The 20771-nt window shown below is 37.4% G+C and carries 25 protein-coding genes and 1 pseudogene; 15 read left to right on the top strand and 11 right to left on the bottom strand.

The features are described from left to right. The first annotated feature begins 61 nt into the window (after nucleotides 1-61). Nucleotides 62-409: an Sjogren's syndrome/scleroderma autoantigen 1 family protein gene (locus ACZ5YP_RS02690; RefSeq protein WP_464835716.1), complete on the top strand. Its 348-nt coding sequence runs from the start codon at nucleotides 62-64 to the stop codon at nucleotides 407-409. Here ACZ5YP_RS02690 and tmk read toward each other — a convergent pair. The 6 genes from tmk to ACZ5YP_RS02660 form a co-directional block, all read right to left on the bottom strand. Beyond that, entirely contained in the window at nucleotides 399-1013 is a 615-nt protein-coding gene (gene tmk / locus ACZ5YP_RS02685; RefSeq protein ID WP_464835715.1) for a dTMP kinase, read from the bottom strand. The genes ACZ5YP_RS02690 and tmk overlap by 11 nt on opposite strands. After that, entirely contained in the window at nucleotides 997-1389 is a 393-nt protein-coding gene (locus ACZ5YP_RS02680) for an aconitase X swivel domain-containing protein (protein ID WP_464835714.1), read from the bottom strand. Before ACZ5YP_RS02680 ends, tmk begins: the two co-directional genes overlap by 17 nt. Then, nucleotides 1379-2566, bottom strand: a complete 1188-nt coding sequence (locus tag ACZ5YP_RS02675) for an aconitase X catalytic domain-containing protein (protein WP_464835713.1) — start codon at nucleotides 2564-2566, stop codon at nucleotides 1379-1381. Before ACZ5YP_RS02675 ends, ACZ5YP_RS02680 begins: the two co-directional genes overlap by 11 nt. Next, nucleotides 2566-3852 carry a UbiD family decarboxylase gene (locus ACZ5YP_RS02670; protein ID WP_464835712.1) on the bottom strand — a complete coding sequence of 429 codons (1287 nt, stop codon included), beginning with the start codon at nucleotides 3850-3852 and terminating at the stop codon, nucleotides 2566-2568. Before ACZ5YP_RS02670 ends, ACZ5YP_RS02675 begins: the two co-directional genes overlap by 1 nt. Continuing rightward, nucleotides 3849-5225: a Clp1/GlmU family protein gene (locus tag ACZ5YP_RS02665; RefSeq protein WP_464835711.1), complete on the bottom strand. Its 1377-nt coding sequence runs from the start codon at nucleotides 5223-5225 to the stop codon at nucleotides 3849-3851. Before ACZ5YP_RS02665 ends, ACZ5YP_RS02670 begins: the two co-directional genes overlap by 4 nt. Before the next feature lie 151 nt (nucleotides 5226-5376). Continuing rightward, entirely contained in the window at nucleotides 5377-6024 is a 648-nt protein-coding gene (locus tag ACZ5YP_RS02660) for a hypothetical protein (protein WP_464835710.1), read from the bottom strand. Between the two features lie 62 nt (nucleotides 6025-6086). Here ACZ5YP_RS02660 and ACZ5YP_RS02655 point away from each other — a divergent pair, with 62 nt between their 5' ends. The 5 genes from ACZ5YP_RS02655 to ACZ5YP_RS02635 all read left to right on the top strand — a co-directional run bounded on the left by ACZ5YP_RS02655 (nucleotide 6087) and on the right by ACZ5YP_RS02635 (nucleotide 8119). After that, nucleotides 6087-6713 (top strand): RAD55 family ATPase, encoded by a 627-nt coding sequence (locus ACZ5YP_RS02655; protein WP_464835709.1) that lies wholly within the window; start codon nucleotides 6087-6089, stop codon nucleotides 6711-6713. Continuing rightward, nucleotides 6700-7215, top strand: coding sequence for a CDP-2,3-bis-(O-geranylgeranyl)-sn-glycerol synthase (locus ACZ5YP_RS02650; protein ID WP_464835708.1), 516 nt, complete (start codon nucleotides 6700-6702; stop codon nucleotides 7213-7215). Before ACZ5YP_RS02655 ends, ACZ5YP_RS02650 begins: the two co-directional genes overlap by 14 nt. Nucleotides 7216-7259: 44 nt before the next feature. Further along, nucleotides 7260-7550, top strand: a complete 291-nt coding sequence (locus tag ACZ5YP_RS02645) for a 50S ribosomal protein L44e (protein WP_464835707.1) — start codon at nucleotides 7260-7262, stop codon at nucleotides 7548-7550. Further along, nucleotides 7550-7750 (top strand): 30S ribosomal protein S27e, encoded by a 201-nt coding sequence (locus ACZ5YP_RS02640; protein ID WP_464835706.1) that lies wholly within the window; start codon nucleotides 7550-7552, stop codon nucleotides 7748-7750. Before ACZ5YP_RS02645 ends, ACZ5YP_RS02640 begins: the two co-directional genes overlap by 1 nt. A gap of 90 nt (nucleotides 7751-7840) precedes the next feature. Then, on the top strand, nucleotides 7841-8119 hold the full coding sequence (locus ACZ5YP_RS02635; RefSeq protein ID WP_464835705.1) for a transcriptional regulator: 279 nt from the start codon (nucleotides 7841-7843) through the stop codon (nucleotides 8117-8119). A gap of 15 nt (nucleotides 8120-8134) precedes the next feature. Here the strand turns inward: ACZ5YP_RS02635 and ACZ5YP_RS02630 are convergent, their stop codons facing one another. Further along, nucleotides 8135-8407: a hypothetical protein gene (locus ACZ5YP_RS02630; protein WP_464835704.1), complete on the bottom strand. Its 273-nt coding sequence runs from the start codon at nucleotides 8405-8407 to the stop codon at nucleotides 8135-8137. 122 nt (nucleotides 8408-8529) lie between these two features. Between ACZ5YP_RS02630 and ACZ5YP_RS02625 the strand changes: the two genes are divergently transcribed. The 5 genes from ACZ5YP_RS02625 (at nucleotide 8530) to xerA (ending at nucleotide 13147) form a co-directional block, all read left to right on the top strand. Next, entirely contained in the window at nucleotides 8530-9435 is a 906-nt protein-coding gene (locus tag ACZ5YP_RS02625) for a class II glutamine amidotransferase (RefSeq protein ID WP_464835703.1), read from the top strand. A 60-nt stretch (nucleotides 9436-9495) separates the two neighbouring features. After that, nucleotides 9496-10569 carry an ATP-NAD kinase family protein gene (locus ACZ5YP_RS02620; protein ID WP_464835938.1) on the top strand — a complete coding sequence of 358 codons (1074 nt, stop codon included), beginning with the start codon at nucleotides 9496-9498 and terminating at the stop codon, nucleotides 10567-10569. A 58-nt stretch (nucleotides 10570-10627) separates the two neighbouring features. Beyond that, a complete protein-coding gene (locus tag ACZ5YP_RS02615) occupies nucleotides 10628-11026 on the top strand; it encodes a translation initiation factor IF-5A (RefSeq protein WP_464835702.1) in 399 nt (132 codons plus the stop codon). A gap of 143 nt (nucleotides 11027-11169) precedes the next feature. Beyond that, nucleotides 11170-12030 carry a DUF2258 domain-containing protein gene (locus ACZ5YP_RS02610; RefSeq protein ID WP_464835701.1) on the top strand — a complete coding sequence of 287 codons (861 nt, stop codon included), beginning with the start codon at nucleotides 11170-11172 and terminating at the stop codon, nucleotides 12028-12030. Between the two features lie 118 nt (nucleotides 12031-12148). Next, nucleotides 12149-13147 carry a site-specific tyrosine recombinase/integron integrase gene (gene xerA, locus ACZ5YP_RS02605; protein WP_464835700.1) on the top strand — a complete coding sequence of 333 codons (999 nt, stop codon included), beginning with the start codon at nucleotides 12149-12151 and terminating at the stop codon, nucleotides 13145-13147. Nucleotides 13148-13156: 9 nt separating this feature from the next. Here the strand turns inward: xerA and ACZ5YP_RS02600 are convergent, their stop codons facing one another. Beyond that, on the bottom strand, nucleotides 13157-13615 hold the full coding sequence (locus ACZ5YP_RS02600) for a hypothetical protein (protein WP_464835699.1): 459 nt from the start codon (nucleotides 13613-13615) through the stop codon (nucleotides 13157-13159). 95 nt (nucleotides 13616-13710) lie between these two features. Between ACZ5YP_RS02600 and ACZ5YP_RS02595 the strand changes: the two genes are divergently transcribed. The 3 genes and pseudogenes from ACZ5YP_RS02595 to ACZ5YP_RS02585 all read left to right on the top strand — a co-directional run bounded on the left by ACZ5YP_RS02595 (nucleotide 13711) and on the right by ACZ5YP_RS02585 (nucleotide 17015). Continuing rightward, on the top strand, nucleotides 13711-15258 hold the full coding sequence (locus ACZ5YP_RS02595; protein ID WP_464835698.1) for a hypothetical protein: 1548 nt from the start codon (nucleotides 13711-13713) through the stop codon (nucleotides 15256-15258). A gap of 3 nt (nucleotides 15259-15261) precedes the next feature. Continuing rightward, nucleotides 15262-16702: pseudogene (gene proS / locus ACZ5YP_RS02590) on the top strand (proline--tRNA ligase). A gap of 64 nt (nucleotides 16703-16766) precedes the next feature. Continuing rightward, nucleotides 16767-17015, top strand: coding sequence for a hypothetical protein (locus ACZ5YP_RS02585; protein WP_464835697.1), 249 nt, complete (start codon nucleotides 16767-16769; stop codon nucleotides 17013-17015). A gap of 15 nt (nucleotides 17016-17030) precedes the next feature. On the opposite strand, the gene ACZ5YP_RS02580 is transcribed toward ACZ5YP_RS02585, so the two are convergent. Next, nucleotides 17031-17717, bottom strand: a complete 687-nt coding sequence (locus tag ACZ5YP_RS02580; RefSeq protein WP_464835696.1) for a diphthine--ammonia ligase — start codon at nucleotides 17715-17717, stop codon at nucleotides 17031-17033. Between the two features lie 57 nt (nucleotides 17718-17774). Here ACZ5YP_RS02580 and ACZ5YP_RS02575 point away from each other — a divergent pair, with 57 nt between their 5' ends. Beyond that, complete coding sequence (locus ACZ5YP_RS02575; protein WP_464835695.1) at nucleotides 17775-18476, top strand: MBL fold metallo-hydrolase; 702 nt, start codon at nucleotides 17775-17777, stop codon at nucleotides 18474-18476. 4 nt (nucleotides 18477-18480) lie between these two features. On the opposite strand, the gene ACZ5YP_RS02570 is transcribed toward ACZ5YP_RS02575, so the two are convergent. Together ACZ5YP_RS02570 and ACZ5YP_RS02565 are read right to left on the bottom strand one after the other, a co-directional pair. Then, on the bottom strand, nucleotides 18481-19542 hold the full coding sequence (locus ACZ5YP_RS02570) for a hypothetical protein (protein ID WP_464835694.1): 1062 nt from the start codon (nucleotides 19540-19542) through the stop codon (nucleotides 18481-18483). After that, the gene (locus ACZ5YP_RS02565) at nucleotides 19539-20762 is read right to left on the bottom strand and encodes a signal peptidase I (protein ID WP_464835693.1); all 1224 of its coding nucleotides are present in this window, start codon (nucleotides 20760-20762) and stop codon (nucleotides 19539-19541) included. The genes ACZ5YP_RS02570 and ACZ5YP_RS02565 overlap by 4 nt, the downstream gene beginning before the upstream one ends. Nucleotides 20763-20771: the final 9 nt, after the last annotated feature.

The following is a 20771-nucleotide window of genomic DNA, read 5'->3' as shown; positions in this document are numbered from 1 at the left end:
CATAATCTACAATTGATTTGAGGAGTGATTAGTCTAATATGTTTTATCCCTGGTGGGTTTATTGAAAAACGAGAAAGACCCAACGAAAATAATGGCTGAGTTGTTAAAGTCTGGAGCTACGATGCTGGCTGAAATCTGCCCTGTTGAAGGTTGTAATCTACCATTGTTTAAATTAAAGAGTGGTGAAGTCATATGTCCCGTTCATGGAAGAGTACACATAGTTAAAACAGATGAAGAAGCAAGACTAGTTTTTACACAGGTGTATACTTCGCAGATACTAGAGAAACTAGAAGCATATACTTTGAAAACAATTGATTCGCTATTGAATTCGAGTGACGTAGATCCAACGGATTTAATAAAGTGGCTTGAAGTACTCGAGCGTATTCAAAGACTTAAAACTAAGAAGTAGATTTTGCTCTGAGAGCGTTTAATACATGGTTTTCAACGTCTCTATATACTTCTTCAAAACTCCTCTTTGCATCAATCATTACTAGTAGTCCGCGTCGAACTAGTTCCAAGTAAACTTCTCTAACTCTATAAGTAAACTCTAGTTTTTCAAACTCCGGAAATCTCGTTTCCTGTGAGGTTTTACGATTCAACCCGGTTACAGGGTCTACATCTAAGTATATCGCTACATCTGGCTTTAAAGCCCATTTATTTACTTCTAAAACCCACTCTATTGGTGCTCCACTAGCTGATTGATACGCTACACTACTATAGAAGTATCTGTCTGATACAACTATATAGCCTTGATTGAGTAGTGGTTTAATTTTTAATTTAATGTGGAGTAGTCTATCAAGTGCAAATGTAAGAGCGTCGATATATGCGTCTCTGTATTCTCTGTACTTTGTTCTCATTAATTCAACAATGTCTGAATCTGTTGGTTCAAAAGTATATTCTGCTTTATACCCATAAGACCTTAGTTTCTCAACGAGTGTTTTTGCAATTGTGGTTTTACCAAATCCATCAATACCCTCCAATACTACAAATAAACCATTATTTTGCTTCAACACGGCATAATCCACCATTACAATTAACTACTATATATGTATCGTTTTCTAGTTTATCTATTATTCTAGTAGTTGAAATATATAGTGGTATACCAGCCAGAACACAGCCAGCTACTAGTAGTGGTTCAGCTTCTTCAACAATCATGCAGACCGGGGCCTTATCGTTTTTCTTCAATGCATAGATGATATAGGGTCCTACAGTACTGCCCCTACTACCTCTAAACACTAATACTCTCCCTGGAAAACATATGTTAGATCCGCGAATGCAACCTGTTTCCGGATCTACCTCACCGAAGAAGCTGAGGTATTGATCTAGTATTAAAACCCTCCCTCTACACTCTCCTGGAACAAGGGGTTTTAGAGCTAGCTCAGTATCCACAGATATATCTAATCACCTCTCTGAGACTTGTAATTATTGTTTTTAAACCATGTATTCTCCGCAAGTAGAATGCTGCTTTACCACTATTTGTTAATACATAATCATATTTCTTCTTGTTGAATACTGAGACCACGGGGCATGTTCCAGCAGCGATATCTACACCTCGAGCTCTTAATTCATTAATTAGAAAACTGTATTTGTCAAGGTATTCAGGTGGTAGTGTTAGTAATAGACTACCCCGTCTAACTCTACCATACTTTCTAATCAATTCTACTATTTGGAGGAGTTCGAGTGGGTGGAGGTGTGGACACCCTAAATAGCCTAGTACACTACTAGTTGACTTATGCTTTAAATCCAGGGATTCACCCATATACTTCTCTAAATCTTGTTTTTCAATAGTCAATTCTTCTTCAACTTCAACTCTATATGTGTTTTCAGGTGTAATTCCTGGAATTATTGCGAGTGCATGACTGCCACTAGCAGCCATTGATGCAAGTAGTATTTTTAACTCGCTGAAATCTATGTTTTCTAATCCATGTAGAACTGGTGTTTTCTTAACTACATCTCCAATGAATAGTCCAATTGCACCCATCGGGGTGTTTTTAACAACTGGGTCTAGTTTAACTATTATTCTTCCAACACGGTTTTCAAGTAGGTGTAATCCAGCATTATATGTATATCCAGTTATAGACGCAGCGAGAGCTATTGGACCTCCTTCTCTGTTAGTTAATGCTCCATAAATAGAATTAGCGTATATTACTGCACTACTCTCTCCCCATGCGAGGTGTTCTCCCTGTACTGGGGGTCTGTAGTAGTAGGGTATACAAGTAAATACTGGTTTAAACCCCATTCCAATTAATGCATCATCTATTACTTTCTGCTCTGACATGTATTTATTATCTATAATCGTGGAGAAACCCGAGTAGTCTATACAGCCGGGATTGATAGTAGTGTATACTCTAGCTCTACCTCCACGCTTATAGAAGTCAACTATAAACTCTAAACCATATTTTCCAATGTTTGAATAAGAAACACCTGATACATGAGCGTGTTTTACTTGGATTAACCGGTCTGCTCCAAGAGCTTCTCCAACTCGAATTATTAATTCAATTGCTTTTGCAGTTGCCCAGCCGTATTCTCCATTGAGCATTTTCTCTTGTTCTCTCGTGAGGTACATTATGGAATCTCCACTCTCTTGTATTTCTCGTAGGGCTCGTTTCGTGGAGTAATAGCTAGAAATACTACTTTATCTCCTATTCCATCCTTGCTTCTAGGTTCTAGTGTGCTACCACGGATATCTCTTATTATGTGGATGTCGTCACCACCCTTCATTCTAGTGGCAATAGCCCATTCAACCATGTTTGGATCGTCTACATCTATGTCTTCATCTACAACTACAACGTGTTTAATACTTGGATGAGCCGAGATAGCTGTTATTCCAGCTAGTTTAGCATCACCTTCACTACACTTCCTTGTAACTGATACAACTGCATGGAGCCACATTCCACCAGCTTCAGTCAATCTAACTGTTTTAACACAGGGAACTACTCTCTTTAGTTCAACATACATGTGTGCTTCTCGTGGTAGACCCATGAGTAGCCAGTGTTCCCATAACCCGGGTATAATTCCATGTACTAGTAGTGGTCTACGTCTAGCAACATACATTTTCTCAGCTATAAACACTGGCTGCTCTCTAACAATATCGGCTAGTAGAAGTATATCTGTAAACGGCCCCTCACTAGCTCTTTTATCCCTTGAAATCACGCCTTCAATAATTATACTAGCACTAGCTGGAACGGGTATTCCATATCTAGGTGTTTTAACAATTCTCGATTCTCCACCTAGTGCAGCACCTACTTCAACTTCGAATACACCGAGTGGTGGAGTTGTAGCAGCAGCGAATTCCTGGATTGGATCTAATCCGAGAACTAGTGCTACTGGTGCATCTCTACCTTTCTCGAAATACTTTGATACAAGATAGTTGAGGTGTCTAGGAACTATTCTCAATGCAACAGTATCTCTACTTAAACGCATTGTTCTATGGTAGCTAGCATTGCAAATACCCTCGTAGCAGATAATGTATATTGAGCTAGAGAGATAGTGGCCTCCATCCTCTCTAAAGAATTTTACAAATGGTATTCTATAGAAGTCTACATCTACTTCTTCAAATACATCATTGAAGTTTATTGTTTCAAGCTGTATATTTGGTGATAGTGCACGCTCTATTTTCACATAGGCTTCTTCAATAGAGTTTACACCGAGTAGTTTTACAATATCTTCTCTTCTAGTAAGTAGATTACTGTAAACAGGTGTTTCACCGTGGCCTTTGAGAGTTGCAAGTATAACACTATCTCTGTTTTTAAAAGCTAGTCTAGTCAACTCGTATTCTAATTCTATAGACTCTACATTTACTATTTTCTTTCCGAGTAGAGAAGCATACCTATGTAGTTCGCCAATGTTCATTGCTGTACAACCTCTATATATTCTTCTGTATAGTTTTCAGTTAACTTGAATTTGCCTAGTTTAACTACTTCTACTCTACCCGTATATTTAGTTCTAATTATGATTTCTCTGTTTTCAAAATCTATTTTCTCGATTACACCGGGGTATTCTGGGCCATTGACTACGCCGACACTACAATAAAGTCCTTTTTCAAATCCAATTGGATAAGCTTTAATTTTTTCAAAACCGTGTTTTCTGGCTTCTTCGAGGTTATAGCTTTTTACAACTCCGTAGACGTGGAGTGTTCCAGTGTAGTATCGTGCATGTATTACTCTTCCATCTATTATTGGAGTCAGTATGTTCTTGTCGACTTCGCTCCCCAGGAATAATGGGTGCCCAAGTATAACTACATCGTCGATTTTGGCTTTCAATATACTGGCGTCTTCGAGAAACTCTCTATATCTTAAACTTCTAAGAGCTCTACGCTCTTCTCTACTCCTTGCCTTCCTGTAGATTGGTGTTGGAAGCTCGTAGACTTCTACGCCTATTTTAACTAGTTGTTTAAATATGCCTTTTAACTCGTCGCCGAGGACGAAGACTACGTCTGGTTTTACCTTCTCTATAAGCATTAATTTGTGTTGTATTCCCTGCTCGTCTCTAACCCAGCCATCAGTATCTATTACTACTGCATCGTAGTTGCTTCTAAGTGCTTTTTCTACGAGTAGTTTTGTCTCGTAGATTATTGTTTGAGAGTATAATTGTGGTTTAATATCACCTATAAACTTCATTTCAAGTGGTTGTAGTTCTGTTAGCCAGTAGATTTGTTTATTTGAAGACCCCATAGTGATAAATCCCGGCGGACCTATATCTGCCTGTCCTACATCACTATCTATAACAATGGGCTTCAAGCCGTTGGCCAGCATTGTATTAAAAGTAATTGTAGTAAGAGATGTTTTGCCGCAATCAGTGCATCCAATAACAATTATTTTTCTAGCTCCTTTAGCAACTATGTCTCTCACTAGTTTTATTTTTTCAAGATATGGGTCGTTTTGGTCGAGTATTTGTATTTGTGATTCATCAAGCATTGATATATCTATTTCTGAGGGTTCAACAGCTACAACTACGTAGTTTCTAGTTTTATGTACAATGAATTTCTCGCCTGGTTCAACGATTTTCTCGTGTACACTGAGCCTGCCAGAGGCCAGTCTGACCTCCTCCCCGCCCTGAAGGGCGAGGGTTCCCTTTGGAGCGGAGAGGTTTGGGGCTACATTCCCAGCGAAAGCTGGGTTCAGCCCCGCGCCTGGTCTCAGGCGCGTTACCCCTACCCCGCTTAGGGCGGGGCTCGGGGCTATGGATTTTGTCCTAAGGCTACTCCACGCTAGAGGTTCGCCCACCGAGGCACTCCCCAAAACACATTATAGGATACACACCTTATAAGCTTTTCTATCCATCCCCGCCTTAAAAGGCGAGGCTTTCAGTTGTAACAGCCATGGGGCCGTATAGTTTTAATGCCTCGCCAGGCGCGAGTTTTACACGAGGCATTTTCTATTTAACCTCTACTCCCTTACTAAGTGCTATTCTATATGCTGCATAAATGTCTTTGTATCGAAATGGCTTTAATCCCTTGAGTCTTCTAGACAAGTATATTGTATCGTCTACTCTGTTTTTACTTGGAGTAGTACTGTATTCATCTACGAGTTCAAGGGGGATGTCTCTATATCTTGTTTTAACATACTCTACTACTTCAATCGAGTGGACGCCACTTCCAACCTTGATTTTTACTTCTTCGAATGGTATACAGTTCAATACGTAGTCTAAGTCTCTTGATAAGTCTTCTAAACCCCCCTCCCCGTATAGTAGAATGACGTCGTCGCCTAGTACTATGTAGCTAATTATTTTTCCAGGGTCTATACCCAACGCTATTGTTTTAAAACTAGTGATATACATTGTTGACAATATTGCTTTTTCCAGTTCTCGACAAGTGTGTTGGTGGTCGTAGACTACTAATACATCGCTTCTCTCTGAGAGCTCTCTCACAATAGAGTCTAGATCTGTATATACAATACTCCCATACGGTACCTCGCTCTCAGTGTAGTAATGGTGGAATTTAACACCGCGTCTCTTGAGTATCTCTAGTGTTTTCATAAACCACTTTGAATCATAGATAGCGACTACTAGTGGCCTCTTCTGCAATATTTCCTCTCCACCATTTATATAACTATGTAATAATGGATTTTATTTAGGTGTATTAAAGAGTGGTTGTTTACACAGGTAATACTGCTTTAGATGGTTTGATAAACGAGTATTCAAGTATTTTGTTTTATGGACCTGCTGGAGTCGGCAAGACAACTCTCTTGTTGACTATAGCTGGCAATCTATGTAGTGTCTACAGCTGTATATATATTTCCACCGAGGAAACACTACACTATGAAAGAATAGCTGTAAACCCTGAGAAATACGATAAAACATTGTTTACAGAAGCATATGATTTAGATACACTAGTTAAAACAGCAGTAGCTGTGAGTGCTTTAAAACCAAAATATGTTTTCGTTGATAGTATTAATGCTCTCTTCAGAGTAGAAGCACTACGCGAAGAAGCAGTTAGTAAACTAGCATTTATAACAGCACTACTATTGAAAACCATAGAGGAAACCAGTGGAAAACTATTTGCATCTGCACAAGTTAGAGTGGGAGAAACAGGTGAAATAGAAGCATCTGGTATTAAAATCCTAGAATACTACTTCGACTTAATTATTGGACTCTACTTTGAACCCGGCGGTAAAAGATATATTAAAATCGTAAAACCAATAGATAAAGCCTTAGAAGAAAAAATATTGTTTACTATAACGAGTAGGGGTGTTGAATGGATTGATCGAGGCTAGTGAGTTCGTTGAGTGGTTGTTGAAATACTACCTTCCACCAATGATTGCAAATGCTTCTCCTGTACTCGTAAAGGGAGCTAGGAGAATAGATAGAGGTAGATTATTTATTGATGGAAAACCAGTATTTGGAAGTAATAAGACCTGGGAGGGCCTCTTAATAGGCGTAGTAAACTCCTACATAGCTGGTTCTTCTCTGGCACTTGTATTTAGAGATAGCTATTTGGCCTTTCTAGGTCTCGGGGCAGGATTATTTGCACTACTAGGTGATATGATCGGTGCGTTTATAAAGAGGAGGATTGGATTAAAGCCAGGAGACCCTGCTCTCTTCCTCGACCAATGGGATTTTATACTTGGAGCTACATTCTTCTACTATGTCACTAATACAATACAAGTATTTGAGAAACCGGAATACATACTCATACTACTCGTATTAACATTTATACTACATGTATCAACAAATTTAATAGCCTACGTGTTAGGTTTAAAACAGTCTAAGCTTTAATTATATAAAGCATTGATTAATAATCAACATAAAGGGTGTGTGCTTTGGCGAAATACCCCAAAGTAATAGTAACATATTGCCCAAAGTGTAGAACACACACAGAACACTCAGTAACAATATACAAACACGGCAAGAGAAGAAGCCTCGCTGAAGGTGAGAGAAGATACGCTAGAAAGAAGAAGGGTTATGGTTCAAAGAGAAAACCAGAACAGAAGAGATTCGCCAAGACAACTAAGAAAGTAGTATTAAAATTAAAGTGTCAGAAGTGTGGTTATATAATCCACAGAGAAGGAATAAGATTAAAGAAAGCAGAGTTAACCGAGGTGGTTAAGTAGTGAAGAAGAAGAAAGTATTGATTCCAATGCCAAAGAGTAGATTTTACAAAGTAATATGTAAGAATTGCGGTGCAGAAAACATTGTTTTCAGCCACTCTACATATCCAGCTAGATGTAAAGTCTGTGGTACACAAATAATAAAGCCAACAGGTGGAAGAGCAGATATCATCAATGCAGAAGTAGTGGCAGAACTAGGATAGATCTTTCACCAGAATAATTCCCACATCAAAAATATATTAGTTGAACCCCTAATTCTATTTTAATGTTATAAAAGAATAGAAGTGAGGTTTATGAGTAGAGACCAGGTTATTGGATGGATACTAGTATTAGTATCACTAGTTGTAATCATAGTATACACATATATAATGTTCTTTACTAACTACTGGGAGCTACTAGTAAAAATAACACTTGTTGTAGGAGTACTAGGTATTGGAGGAATAATGGCGTGGATTGGATATACACTAGCAACAACACCTCCACCAAAACCAATCGAGGAAATAGAGAAAGAAATAGAAGAAGAACTCAAAAAACTAGAACAAGAAACAAGTAAAGAAGAAAAAACACAGTAAAAACAAGTGTTTTTCCTAGCAGCCCTTGTATATTTTTACACCAGTTCTACATAGTTTAAACACTGTTTTACTACATCCTCTTAGAGGAGCTATTTTAAAGAATACTTTTTGTGGCTCGCCCTCGGGATTAATATATCCTATTGCTTCTTTCGAAATAGTGCTTGGAATACCAGGATTTGTCCTGCAGTGTTCTTCGCATGTTTTAGCTTGATCCTCTAGTTCATAAAGCGACCTACATACTTCACATGCATAGTATTTAAAGCCATTTAACTCTACAATATAGACCATAACTACCACCCTAACCAGGGTTTTTAATTCAGAAATGAGTATTCTTCACCGTTCAGCGTTCGGGTTCCCTCATCACAGCCACTTATTATCTCTATAATAATATATCTTGAATAGGTGTTTATATGTGTAGAATACTTGGACTAGTCTATACTCAGCATAGTAGTGGGTCTTCTAGTAGTGAATTAAATACAAGTATAAGTGAAGTTATAGATGCATTTATAAAAGCTTCACAGTGTGATCCATACCTTCCATATAATTGTAGAGACTTCTGTAAAAACAGTGTTTCTAGTATTGAAAATAATTGCAGTCATAGTGATGGCTGGGGTCTATCCATTATTACATTTAACTCCAACACGCAAGGTAGTGTCTACTACTATAGGTCTACAACACCCATTTATAGAAAGACCTCTAGTGTACTCCTAATTGACGTAGTCAATAAAATCCTGTCTCTCGGAGAACCCGTTACACTCTACCTTGTACTCCACAGTAGAAAAAAGTCTCCTGGTGAACCGTTTGGATTAGAATATACACATCCATTTATGTATAATTTCGAACACGGTGTGGCGTGGTTTTCACACAATGGAAGTGCAAGTAAACGAGAATTAGCTGGTTCACTCGGGATAGGAGGCGAAGAAAACTATGTAGACTCACAGCTCCTTGGATTCTACATAGTTAAATACATTAGAGAGTGTGTTAAGGGAGAAGGCGATCTAGAGCACTGTGTAATAGAAGCATATAGAAAAGCTAAAAACTATATTCCAAGCAATACTGGATTCAATACAACACTACTACTGCTCTGGAAGAACACAATCCACTTATACATATCGCAATGGGTAAACAACCCCAGTAGCGAGGATAGAAAGAAATACTATGATATAATAGCCCGTGTTTCAAACAACCTTGTCTACACGGCTTCTATAACTATAAGAGAATACTTACCACTTAATCAACAGAGAGAACTCAGAGTAATAGAGCCCGGTGTCTATGAATTAAAACCAAGCAGTCTGGTTAAACTAGGAGATTTATAGAGGAGTGATTAACCCTTGAAGAATAAGACAATAGGATTTATAGTAAATCCAATAGCTGGAATGGGGGGTTCAGTCGGCTTAAAAGGCACTGATGGAGACGCCTACTATAAAGCACTAGAGAGAGGAGCAAAACCCGTAGCTCCCCACAGGGCTCTAGAATTCCTCGAAGCAGTAAACCACGAGGGGTTTAGAATTGTAGTAGCAGCTGGAGTAATGGGTGAGGAAATCGTCGCTAGAAGTAGACATAGAGATAAATTATACATGGTATTAGGCGAGCGGAAAACCAGTACCAGTAGAGAAGACACTATTAGAATTGCCCGTGAAATGCGTAGACTAGTAGACATAATAGTGTTTGTTGGTGGTGATGGAACAGCAAGAGATATACATGAAGCAGTAGACATGGAAATACCCGTTCTAGGCGTACCTAGTGGTGTAAAAATGTATAGTTCTGTCTTTGCTGTAAACCCAGTGGCGGCTGCTAGAATACTCGAAGAATTCCTCGAGGATAAAGCAATAATAGTAGAACGCGAAGTAATGGATATAGATGAAGAAGCATTTAGAAGAGACGAGTTTTCAATAAAACTCCATGGATACCTCTTAGTCCCAGTAGTTGAGGGGTTAATTCAATCCTCTAAGAGCATATATAGTGGTGTAGATGAAGAACTATCCAAGGAAGCCATTGCAGAATACATAATTGAATCAATGGAAAAAGACACACCATACATACTAGGCCCTGGAACCACTGTTAAAGCAATATGTAGAAAACTAGGTTTAAACTGTACTCTACTAGGATTCGACGTCTTATTAAACAAGAAGTTAATTATACGAGATGCATGGGAGAGGGATTTACTAGATGTAATTACAAAACACAATAGAGTAAAAGTAGTATTAACACCAATTGGGGGACAAGGCTTCCTCCTTGGTCGTGGCAATCAACAATTATCTCCAAGAGTTCTCCGTTTAATAGATAAAAAAGACTTGATTGTAGTAGCAACTACAAACAAGATCAGGAGTGTACCATATCTGCTAGTAGATACCGGTGATCCAGAGATAGATGTAAAGTTCTCTGGTTATATAAGAGTACTCGTAGACTACAATAGATTTATAGTTGTAAAAGTAGTTGCACAGAGATAATAGAGAAACCTATTTAAAGTTCCAATGTATATATTTTCAAAGTCGAGGTTGATTAAATATGAGTAAAACATACGAGTCTGTTGGAAACCTAAAAGTAGGTAGCTTTGTAATAATAGATGGAGAACCATGTAGAGTAGTAGATATTTCAAAAGCAAAAACAGGTAAACACGGTAGTGCAAAAGCAACAGTAACAGCTGTTGGATTATTCTCAAAATCCAAGAAAGTCCTAGTAGCACCAGTAGATTCACAAGTAGAAGTACCAATAGTAGAGAAGAGAATAGGTAGAATAATAGCAGATCTAGGAGATAAATTCCAGGTAATGGATGTAGAAACATTTGATATATTCGAGGTATCAAAAGACACAATAGACGAGACAATTAGAGATAAACTAACAACAGACCAGGAAGTAGAATACTGGCTAGTATTAAATACAAGGTTAATAGTACGTCCAAGATAACACATTAATTCAATTCATTCTTTTATTTCAACAAAGATAACAATACAACTAGTCCTCAAGAGCATTTAGAACACTCTTCACGGGTAAAAACTAAGCCTATTTATTTCACTATAAACATAATATATTATATATGGGTGAACTCTATGTCTCAAACTACTTCAGAGGCCACGAGATCTCTCAGTAGCGGTCTCGTTATAGCTGGTGCATATGCAGATAAAATCAGACGCACGCTGTTCGCGCAGTTAAAAGACCTTGTAAAACAAGATAAATCCTTTAGCAAAGAAGTAGCACGCGCAACTGGAGAATTAAACGCTGTATTATTCCGTATACTCGTAGAGGAATTGAAAATTGAAAAGGGAGATGTAGTTAGAATAAGAATAAACTATAATGTAGACCCCAATACGAAGAAGGTTATATGGGATTACTCATCACTGAGAATAGAGGTATTTAAACGAGTACCAGATGAAACAGTATCTCGAATAGTAGAAGATGTTTTAAAGAATAAACTAGCAGCACTCATTGAAGAATTTGCAAAAGCACCAGTAGCAATAGAGGAAAAAGTAGCTGCATTCTCTGCTCCCGAGGGGAAGGAGGAAGAGGTACCAGCGTCCAAAGTTGAAAAACCAGCTCCGTCAACACCTCTTCCACAACCTCAGCCACTACCAGCGCCACCAGTTACTCTTACTATAAGGGATATTGTGAGCTCTGCTGATGTACTCGGAGAAACCATTGATGGTGGATTACTACTTAAACTAAACGATAAAAAAGAACAGCCAATAGGCCTGGCTTCTATAACTCCAAGAGGAGATGAACTAGTAATCGACGCCATTATAATATATGAAGGTATAGCTAGGAGGTATATTGGCAAGAGCCGGGGTAAACTAAGCGATTACGATGAAAACCCGTCTCGCATAATAGACGATCTCGCCAATATAACTCCCACCGAGATACCACGAGATAAAGCAGACGAGTTAATACGAGAGAAAATGCAGAGTCTATACTAGTGTATTTTAAATCCCTTGATTTTCCTTCTCTCCTCGCTCCACTTATTGTATTTCAATTAGCGAACAACCCACTCCTTTAAATCATTTATTGATGCAATTTAGTTTCAAGGGAGGGTTATTGCCAAAACTCGATGTTGGCGAAGCACCGGAAGAAATACTAGAATTGAGTAATGAAGAGATACTAAGAGAATTTATTGATACACTACGAGCAGCTGGTGCTACTAGTGAAACAATAAAGTCATATACAGCAGCTATAAAAGACTTTCTATCATACATTGGAGATAAACCACTAAGAGAAGTAACACTCAGAGATGTTGTAAACTGGCGTAATGATAGATTAACCAATGGATTCCCCGGAGCTAAAACACACGATAAAACAAAGTGGCAGGTTACTATGCACTACTATACAATTATGCTACGCCGCTTCTTCAAGTGGCTTGGTTTAAAAGTAAAAATACCCGGTGTCAAGAAACCACCAGCTAAAATAGAGGCTTTGAGCGACGAGGAAGTAGCGGCATTATTCTCGGTTGCTAAGAAGCCAAGGGATAAGCTAATACTTCAATTACTATTAACCACCGGTCTCCGCAGTAGAGAGCTATTAGAATTGAGAGTTGGAGATATAGACTTCAATAAAGGCGTTATTAAAATACGAGGTGCAAAATACGGGAAGGAAAGACTTGTAACTGCTCCAAGAGAAGTCTTTGAGCTACTTGAAGCATGGATAAAACTAAATAATCTTGGATCCAGAGATAAAGTCTTTAATATCTCTTATCAAGCACTATACAAAATGCTTAAAAAACTAGCTGTTAAAGCAGGAGTAGATCCAGTCAAAGTTAGACCCCACATTCTAAGACATACATTTGCCACCATGGCTCTTAGAAGAGGCCTAAGCCTCCCCAGTCTACAAAGGCTTCTAGGACACAGTGATATAAGGACTACTCAGGTATACCTCCATATAACTATAGAAGATGTCAAAAGAGAATACGAAGAGAAAATAGGAAGTGTAATTAGTGTTAAGAAGTGCTCTGTGTGTGGAAGATATACTTCACTAGATGCACTGTACTGTCCATATTGTGGAGCACAATTCAAAGTGGACAGTGTAGAAGCTTCTACATAGAAGTAAACTCTACTCTATTAACCTAGCAATAACTATATGTGGAATCCTCGAATAACCAGGATTTCTCTCCCGGTATGCTTTAACCAAGTTTTCACCATCTTCAACTGGATAGTTGTCTTCGTATTTCTCTACTACTCCAACTATAGTTTCATCTAATACTAGAATATAGATTGGGTTTACAGGAATACTCCAGTTTTCACCCGAGTTCTTTATTTCCAATAGTTTTTCAAGAAATTCCTTGTCGCTACCATATGAATTACTTAGTACAGCTCTATAGTATGGAGTTATATAGTGTGCAACTATGTAGGCGGCTAACTCATTGTTTTTATATACTTTGATCGTTGTGAGCTCGCTGTGGTCTTCTAGCACTATGTGCGGACCATACTCAATACTATATCCATTGCTTGCCAGCTCGTTGAGAAACCTCGTTAAATCTCTAATTTTTTCAACAGCTACTATTCTAGCCATTAACTACACCATTTAACTACTAGTAGTGAATTAAGTATAATGACTCCTTATTAACAATAATCATGTATAGATAGGTAGAATAGTGGAGAACTATAATGCTAGTTGAATCCATTATACCCGGTAGTAGAGAAGAACGCGGGGTAGTTGGAGAAGTAAAACTATATCTGCAGGATCACCTCGACGATGTATGGACTATTGACGTCCCCGTGTTGAACTGGAAATACAAGTGTATTGTTTCAACTAGCGGTATTGAAAAACAGTGTTTTCCACTACCATATAGTTCAAATGGTTGTATAGAGATTAAACGCGACTCTATTACATGGATTAATAACCCCGAAGAACTCAGCGCAGTAGATGTAAAAGACAAAGTAGTAGTTATGCCATTCCCCGAAGACCCTGTATTACTAAGACTAACTAGTCTACTTGTAGCTCTACGTGGAGGATTATTATTGGTATTCTATGGAGAAGACAATATTATACATGGAGGACTAGTAACGGGGTCGCTTGGATTCTCATACAGTCCTACATCAAACCTCTCTATACCAGTTGTATCACTCGATAAAGAAACACTTTCAATACTGGTTTCCAATGGTGGTTCTATATGCATTGAACAAGTACTTGGAGATTCAACGGGCTGGATAGTTATGGGTGTTTTAAATGGTAGGAGAGATGAAGAAATACACATTATATCACATCATGATTCACTAATAGGTGGTTTAAAATCAACACCAACTACCATACTTCTTGAAGTAGCGAGGTCTCTGAGCAAGAGGGGTTCAAACCCCAGGAGATATACAATAGTGTTTACATCGCTTACATCTAGAGAGATAGGAGACCCTGAGCGAACAGAATACAGTTACACCTGGGGAGAAAGATATTTACTAAGACTACTAGATGCTAGAGGAAGCCTTGATAGAGTAGTTACTAGTATAGCACTAGGACCTCTACTACATAGTAGTGTTTTAAGAATACATGGACACTCATTAATACTTGGTTTACTCAGAGATATAGGAGTAGAGGTGAATGAAAATACTTTTCTACTAGAGTCGCATCCATATCTCGAATATGGTGTTCCATCAATAACCATTGTCTCTCACGAGTCTCTTAAATATAGAAATACTAGTAGACCAGTTGATAAACAAGTATACAGTGAAGTAGTAGAAAAGACTAGTAAACTAGTAGAATACATTATCAACAAGCTCTCAGAGAGAGAACAGTGGATTAAAACGCTTAGAGAACACACATATACCAAACTAGGAGATACTAGTCTTGAAATCCGTGTATTAGCTTCGAGAATACTAGAAACACTACTCGTAGAAGAAGATTTTAGAGCAGTGAGGAGAGTTATCAAGTTGAGTTATGGATTAACATACACGTTGTGTTTAAACCCGGTATTGTATAGTATAGAGGCCTCTCCATGGAGCACACTATCTCCAAATACACTAAGCAACATTGAAAGAATAGTGAGCGAGTGTAGAGGACTACTAGTTATTGGTGATAGTGATGGATACTCTACGATTATATCAAGTAGTGGTTTAACAAGAGACTACATTGACTCGCTTGTTAAATATAGAGTCAAAGTATTAAAGAAGAAAATTGATTATGAGTTTACTAAGACATTGTTGGAGAGTAAGGGTGAATAATACTTGTCGAAGAAAGCTATTGGAATAGATAAATTTACAGACTTTGACGACTGGTATCAAGATGTATTGAGAGAAGCAGATATAGTTGATATTAGATACCCTGTTAAAGGCATGATTGTGTGGCGTCCATATGGATTAAAAGCACTGAGATTAACACAGCGTATTCTAATGGATTTACTCGAGAAGACAGGCCATCAAGAAGCCTACTTCCCCACACTTATTCCCGAATCAGTATTCTCCAAGGAAAAAGACTTCCTCGAGGGTTTTGGAGGAGAAAGCTTTGTAGTAGAGGGAACTGGTACAAAGAAGTTTAATGAAAGATACTATTTAAGACCTACAAGCGAGACAGTAATGTATTACATGTGGAATCTATGGATAAAGGGCCTGCAAAGACCTCCCACTTAAAATGTACCAGGTTGTCAATGTATTTAGATATGAAACCAAAATGACACATCCAATTCTCAGAGTAAGAGAGATAATGGGGTTTATCGAAGCACATACAGCCCATGCCACCCCCGAAGAAGCTGAAATCCAGATTAAAGAAGCACTCAGTATATACAAAGAGTTCTTTGATAGACTGCAACTAGCATACTATATTATAAAAACACCTCCATGGGACACATTTGCAGGAGCTGAATACAACTACGACTTTATTACTGCAATGCCAGATGGAAAAGGCCTAGAACTAGGTAGTGTAATCAATCTAGGACAGCGATTTGCAAAAGCATTTGACATTAAATTCATGGATACAGATGGACAAGTAAAATACGTATATCAAACGTGTTACGGTGTGAGCGAGAGAGTACTTGGAGCAGTAATAGCAACACATGGAGATGAAAAGGGATTATTCTTCCCACCAGAAATAGCACCAATACAAGTAGTAATAGTGCCAATTGCAAAACCAGAAGAAAAACACATATTTGAATACGCGGGTAGAGTAAAACAACTACTTGAAAGAGAAGGTATACGAGTATACTTAGACGACGACTTAGAACATAATCCTGGATGGAAATACTACTACTGGGAGATGAAGGGCGTACCAACAAGGCTAGAAATAGGCCCCCGCGAAGTAGAACAGAAAACAGTAACTATTGCAAGAAGGGATGGAGCACCCAAGAAAACAGTTAAACTAGAAGAACTAGCATCAACCCTCAGAGAGATATGGGTGGAAATAAACAAGTTCTTGAAACAGAGAGCAATAGAACAACTTAGAAAACTATCAATTATAGCAACAAACTGCACACCAGTAGAAAACACTAGAGGACTTATAATTGCACCCTGGGATGGTAGTAGAGAAGAAGCTGAAGAATTAGAGAAAACATTTGGTAAAAGTGTACTTGGAGAAATAGTTGAAGCACCCTTCGAGCTACCACCACCCTCAAACTACACTACTTGTAGTGGTAAAAAGGCTGAAAAATGGGCTTTACTAGGGGTAACATATTAGTTAAAGGTTTTAAAGGGTAGTCTAGGATTATTTTTAAAAGCATTGTTTTCAAAAGGAGATAGATATGAGCGAGTATTTAAAACAATTAAAAATACAAATTGCTAGCAAAGTACAAGGAGTAAGATTTCAAGATGTCTCACCACTAGAAATAATGATTTTAAAAGAAGGACAGCCAGAAGTAAGAGTAAAAGACGAGAAAGACTATGTTACAGTGAAATATGGAGATCAAGTTATAAAGTATGATAAATGGTATACTAAACCAGAACACCTAGCTGAAATGATCAAAGTCTTCTTCTCAACACAGAAGAAGTAAACAAGGCAAGCCAAGTCAACGCTGTTTTTTAATCGATTTGATTTCTTCAACAATATAGTAGCCTTCATACTCAGATACAATGTGTTTTCTACCAGTTAATTCAAGTCTATACTTAAATAACGGTGCATCTACAACCAGTGTTTCGGCGTCACCGCCTTCAAAAGACAAGTTGAATCCATATTTCCGTGATAGTCTCACTAGTTTCTCAACGTCTTCCCTCGTTATTGGTTTTCCAAGAAGGTCTAGTGGTATACCCATTGATGTAATAGAGATTATTATGAATTCAATGCCCTCTCTTAGTAGACTCCACAAGTATTCTTCTTCATTAATCATCCATAGTGGAGTGTAAAACTTTAAACCTAGCTCGCGCGCTATTTCGCCGAATATCCTGTATTGAAAGACGCTTTTCAACGCCCCGCTCACTACTGCTTCAACACGGTATTTTTCTCTTATTCTCTTCAAGAGGTGTTTTAGTGTTTCCCTCTCTGCTTCTGGATTTACTAAGCCTGTAGATTCTAGTGGAATACCGAGTGATTGTGATTGTGCTAGTAGGCATTGGTAAAGGGGTTGATGATATAGCATTGAATACTTGTATGCAGGAATAACACTGGCGAGAACTACTACATCTAATCCATCTCTAACAGCTCTATGCAATGCCGTCGTGGAGTCTTTGCCTCCACTATACATGACAACAGCTCTCACTACAAGACACCTATTCGCTTTATATAGTGAATTATGGATATTACAGGGGTATAAACAATGAAAATAACAGTGCTATCTGACGATAAAGCATCAAAACAGAGATTGGTGGAGAAACACTCGTTTTCACTCTACATTGAGAGAGATAGTGAAATTATATTGTTTGATTTAGGAGTAGAATCCAGTGTTCTCGAGGTAAACACGGCTGTTTTGGGTTTAGACCTTGACATAGTCGACTATGCAATTGTATCACACGCTCACACTCCACACTACGGTGGATTTAAATATCTTTCACAAGAAGCACCATTTGTAACAGTGTATATTCCATTTGGTACAATGGAGTCTCTTGGATACACGTTTAGAGCTAATGGTTTAAAACCAGTGGAAGTAGTGAAATGGATTCAACTAGGTGAAGGAGTCTACTTGTCTAAACCATACTATGGACCACCATACGAGCACTTCTTGGTATTTGACTATAATGATGGATTAATAGTTGTAACTGGCTGTCTACACCCAGGTGTCGACGCGTTAATCGACATATCTAGCTACTTTAAAAAGAGAATTAAGGGGGTAATAGGAGGACTCCACTTATACAATGCACCAGAAGAAATCATACGTGATTTTACATGGAAACTCGTAGAAAAAGTAAACCCGGATTTTATAATACCACTTCACTGTAGTGGCCGCCGGATAATAGATGTACTGAGAAAAACCAGTATTAAAGTATTAGAGCTTAAAACAGGGGATTCAATAACACTATAGTGTTTTATTCTCTGTTTGCATCTCTATTTGATGTTTCACTGTATACGTATACTGTGTCGTTTAAAACTAGGTAGTATTTTCCTATTTCTGGATTACATATTACTGGTAGATCATATTTTCTTGAAATAGCATTAAATGAGTGTATGTCGCTGACAACAACTAGTTTAAACCGGGATTCATCTACCACACCATTAATAACCCTCTTTTTTAAACCAGCAGTGTTTTTCTCAATTGTAAACCCATATACCCTGCTTGCTAAAAATACAAGATTCATCATTACTACTCCAAGTATGATTGTGGTGTATAGTGTTATTGACCTAGCGCTGGCTACGCTAACCGAGAATCCAAAGGGCAAGTATAATTTATTCTCGGTGATTCTTTCATTGTTTTCACTATAGGTGTTGGTTAATCCACCAGTGGTGATTACTAGAATATTGTTGAGTTCATTTACACTTAGTAGTATATATGGTTCTAGTACATACTGCTTCTTCTCGCCGTTAGAATACGTTGATGCAACCACTAGTTTAATAGATATATTTACATCGTATCTCCTAGAAGCTGATTGTACTTCTAAATCAATTGTTTTTACGAGGTTTTCTATGTCTTTGAGCACTATAGAATCATTAATTGTTAAACTATTGCTTTCACTTATTTTTGGAGTTAATGGAAACTTCTTACTCCAAGCTGGAGTTGTAATAGTTATACTTGGCTCTAAATAATGCGTTGTATTTATAACTACCCCTTTCTTTGTATTGTTATATAAAATCCAGTTTAATTTAAACTCGTATTGAACACTATTAGCGAGTGATAGATAGACTGTTGGATTATATATGATTGTAGCGTAATCATATATTATTGATGGTTTAACACTAGTAGCATAACTTGTTTTAGCTTGGAGAACAGCTAGTTTATACGTCTCTGTATGGGAACTATAGGGATGTCTTCTATAGCTTTCAACCAGGTAGAAACCACTAATTGAGAAGAATATAGTAACTATTACTATTGAAGCCAAGAGGAGTTTTTTAACTAGTCTCCTCGAGGAGAATACTTTAAAACTAATACTCAATATAATTCGACCTCTTTTACCATGTAGAAAATGTAGATTAGGGATAATATACTGAGTGTAAAGGAAATCACATTGCTGTAGTTGCCGAATAGTTCAAGAAGGTATACTATTGGATATCCAATACCTGGTATTACAAAGACAACTTCACCAATAATACTTTCACTACATGCCCACAGCGGATCAGGGTCTCTATTAGCATCACCCTTCGTTATAAAACACTCATCTCCTTTAAACCCAATTACTCTGTGAGCTATAATTCCCATGTCACTCTTAAAAACTATTATATCATCAATTAAGATGTTTTCTCGGGGTGTAGGAATAGATACAATTATATCTCCAATATTAATACTCGGAGCCATACTACCACTAATAATAACTAAAAACCTAATACCTAGTAGAAAAGATACTAAGACTCCAATGGCTAATACAAAGATAAATATATATGCAATCTTCGAAAGTAAACTACTATGCTTCTTCACCACAGTGACACTCATAGGTTTTGTTAAACTATGTAGAATAAATGATACTAATAGTATTTGCAATACTACTGGAAATATAAAACTAAGAAGCGAATTAGCTAGAGGGAGTAGTGGAGCTAGATAGAAAAATACAATATATGATAACATAATAAATAATTGAGATTTAAAAACATATTGCCACGCAGTTATAGACAATAATATATTGAGAGATAAAATAGCAATATATTTTGTAATCCAATTGAAATTAGATGGCAAACCCTCTAAAATCATAGTATAAACAAGAGCAAACAAAAATGAAGAAGCAATTGTATAGATTAATGGATTGATTTTACCTACGTGTTTATTTACTATTAAAGCTCTAAAAGACTCAATAAACAATGTAGTTGAAACCACAAGGATAATTCGTAGTACATATGTAAATGGAGATAAAATATAAACATTCAAACCCATACCAAAAATCATACCTGTCAATATATATGAGACAAAATAGACGAGAAAAGCAAGATAGTTAAATATCATTGATGAATAATTCAATATGGGGTTTTCCATAGACTTATTGAATTCATAGTTTAATATAAACCCTGTGAGAAATAAAATAGATGGAATAATATAGTATGCTATTCCATATAGAATTCTAAACAACAATAAAAACACATATACTAGAGTTACAACTAGTGAAAACAAGTATAAATGAGTAGATGTGAAAAAAAGAAATAGCTTATATGAAACATCTTTAACCATGATTTAACA

The sequence above is a fragment of the Sulfophobococcus zilligii genome (assembly GCF_055398255.1).
The sequence above is the reverse complement of the archived record's forward strand: the minus strand, read 5'-3'. Positions and strand labels throughout refer to the sequence as shown.

Excerpts from the sequence above, each read along its gene's own strand:
- ACZ5YP_RS02675 (WP_464835713.1), bottom strand. The coding sequence starts at position 2,566 with ATGTACCTCACGAGAGAACAAGAGAAAATGCTCAATGGAGAATACGGC.
- ACZ5YP_RS02670 (WP_464835712.1), bottom strand. The coding sequence starts at position 3,852 with ATGAACATTGGCGAACTACATAGGTATGCTTCTCTACTCGGAAAGAAA.
- ACZ5YP_RS02635 (WP_464835705.1), top strand. The coding sequence starts at position 7,841 with ATGAGTAGAGACCAGGTTATTGGATGGATACTAGTATTAGTATCACTA.
- ACZ5YP_RS02630 (WP_464835704.1), bottom strand. The coding sequence starts at position 8,407 with ATGGTCTATATTGTAGAGTTAAATGGCTTTAAATACTATGCATGTGAA.
- ACZ5YP_RS02625 (WP_464835703.1), top strand. The coding sequence starts at position 8,530 with ATGTGTAGAATACTTGGACTAGTCTATACTCAGCATAGTAGTGGGTCT.
- ACZ5YP_RS02620 (WP_464835938.1), top strand. The coding sequence starts at position 9,496 with ATGGGGGGTTCAGTCGGCTTAAAAGGCACTGATGGAGACGCCTACTAT.
- ACZ5YP_RS02615 (WP_464835702.1), top strand. The coding sequence starts at position 10,628 with ATGAGTAAAACATACGAGTCTGTTGGAAACCTAAAAGTAGGTAGCTTT.
- ACZ5YP_RS02610 (WP_464835701.1), top strand. The coding sequence starts at position 11,170 with ATGTCTCAAACTACTTCAGAGGCCACGAGATCTCTCAGTAGCGGTCTC.
- ACZ5YP_RS02600 (WP_464835699.1), bottom strand. The coding sequence starts at position 13,615 with ATGGCTAGAATAGTAGCTGTTGAAAAAATTAGAGATTTAACGAGGTTT.
- ACZ5YP_RS02595 (WP_464835698.1), top strand. The coding sequence starts at position 13,711 with ATGCTAGTTGAATCCATTATACCCGGTAGTAGAGAAGAACGCGGGGTA.
- ACZ5YP_RS02585 (WP_464835697.1), top strand. The coding sequence starts at position 16,767 with ATGAGCGAGTATTTAAAACAATTAAAAATACAAATTGCTAGCAAAGTA.
- ACZ5YP_RS02575 (WP_464835695.1), top strand. The coding sequence starts at position 17,775 with ATGAAAATAACAGTGCTATCTGACGATAAAGCATCAAAACAGAGATTG.
- ACZ5YP_RS02565 (WP_464835693.1), bottom strand. The coding sequence starts at position 20,762 with ATGGTTAAAGATGTTTCATATAAGCTATTTCTTTTTTTCACATCTACT.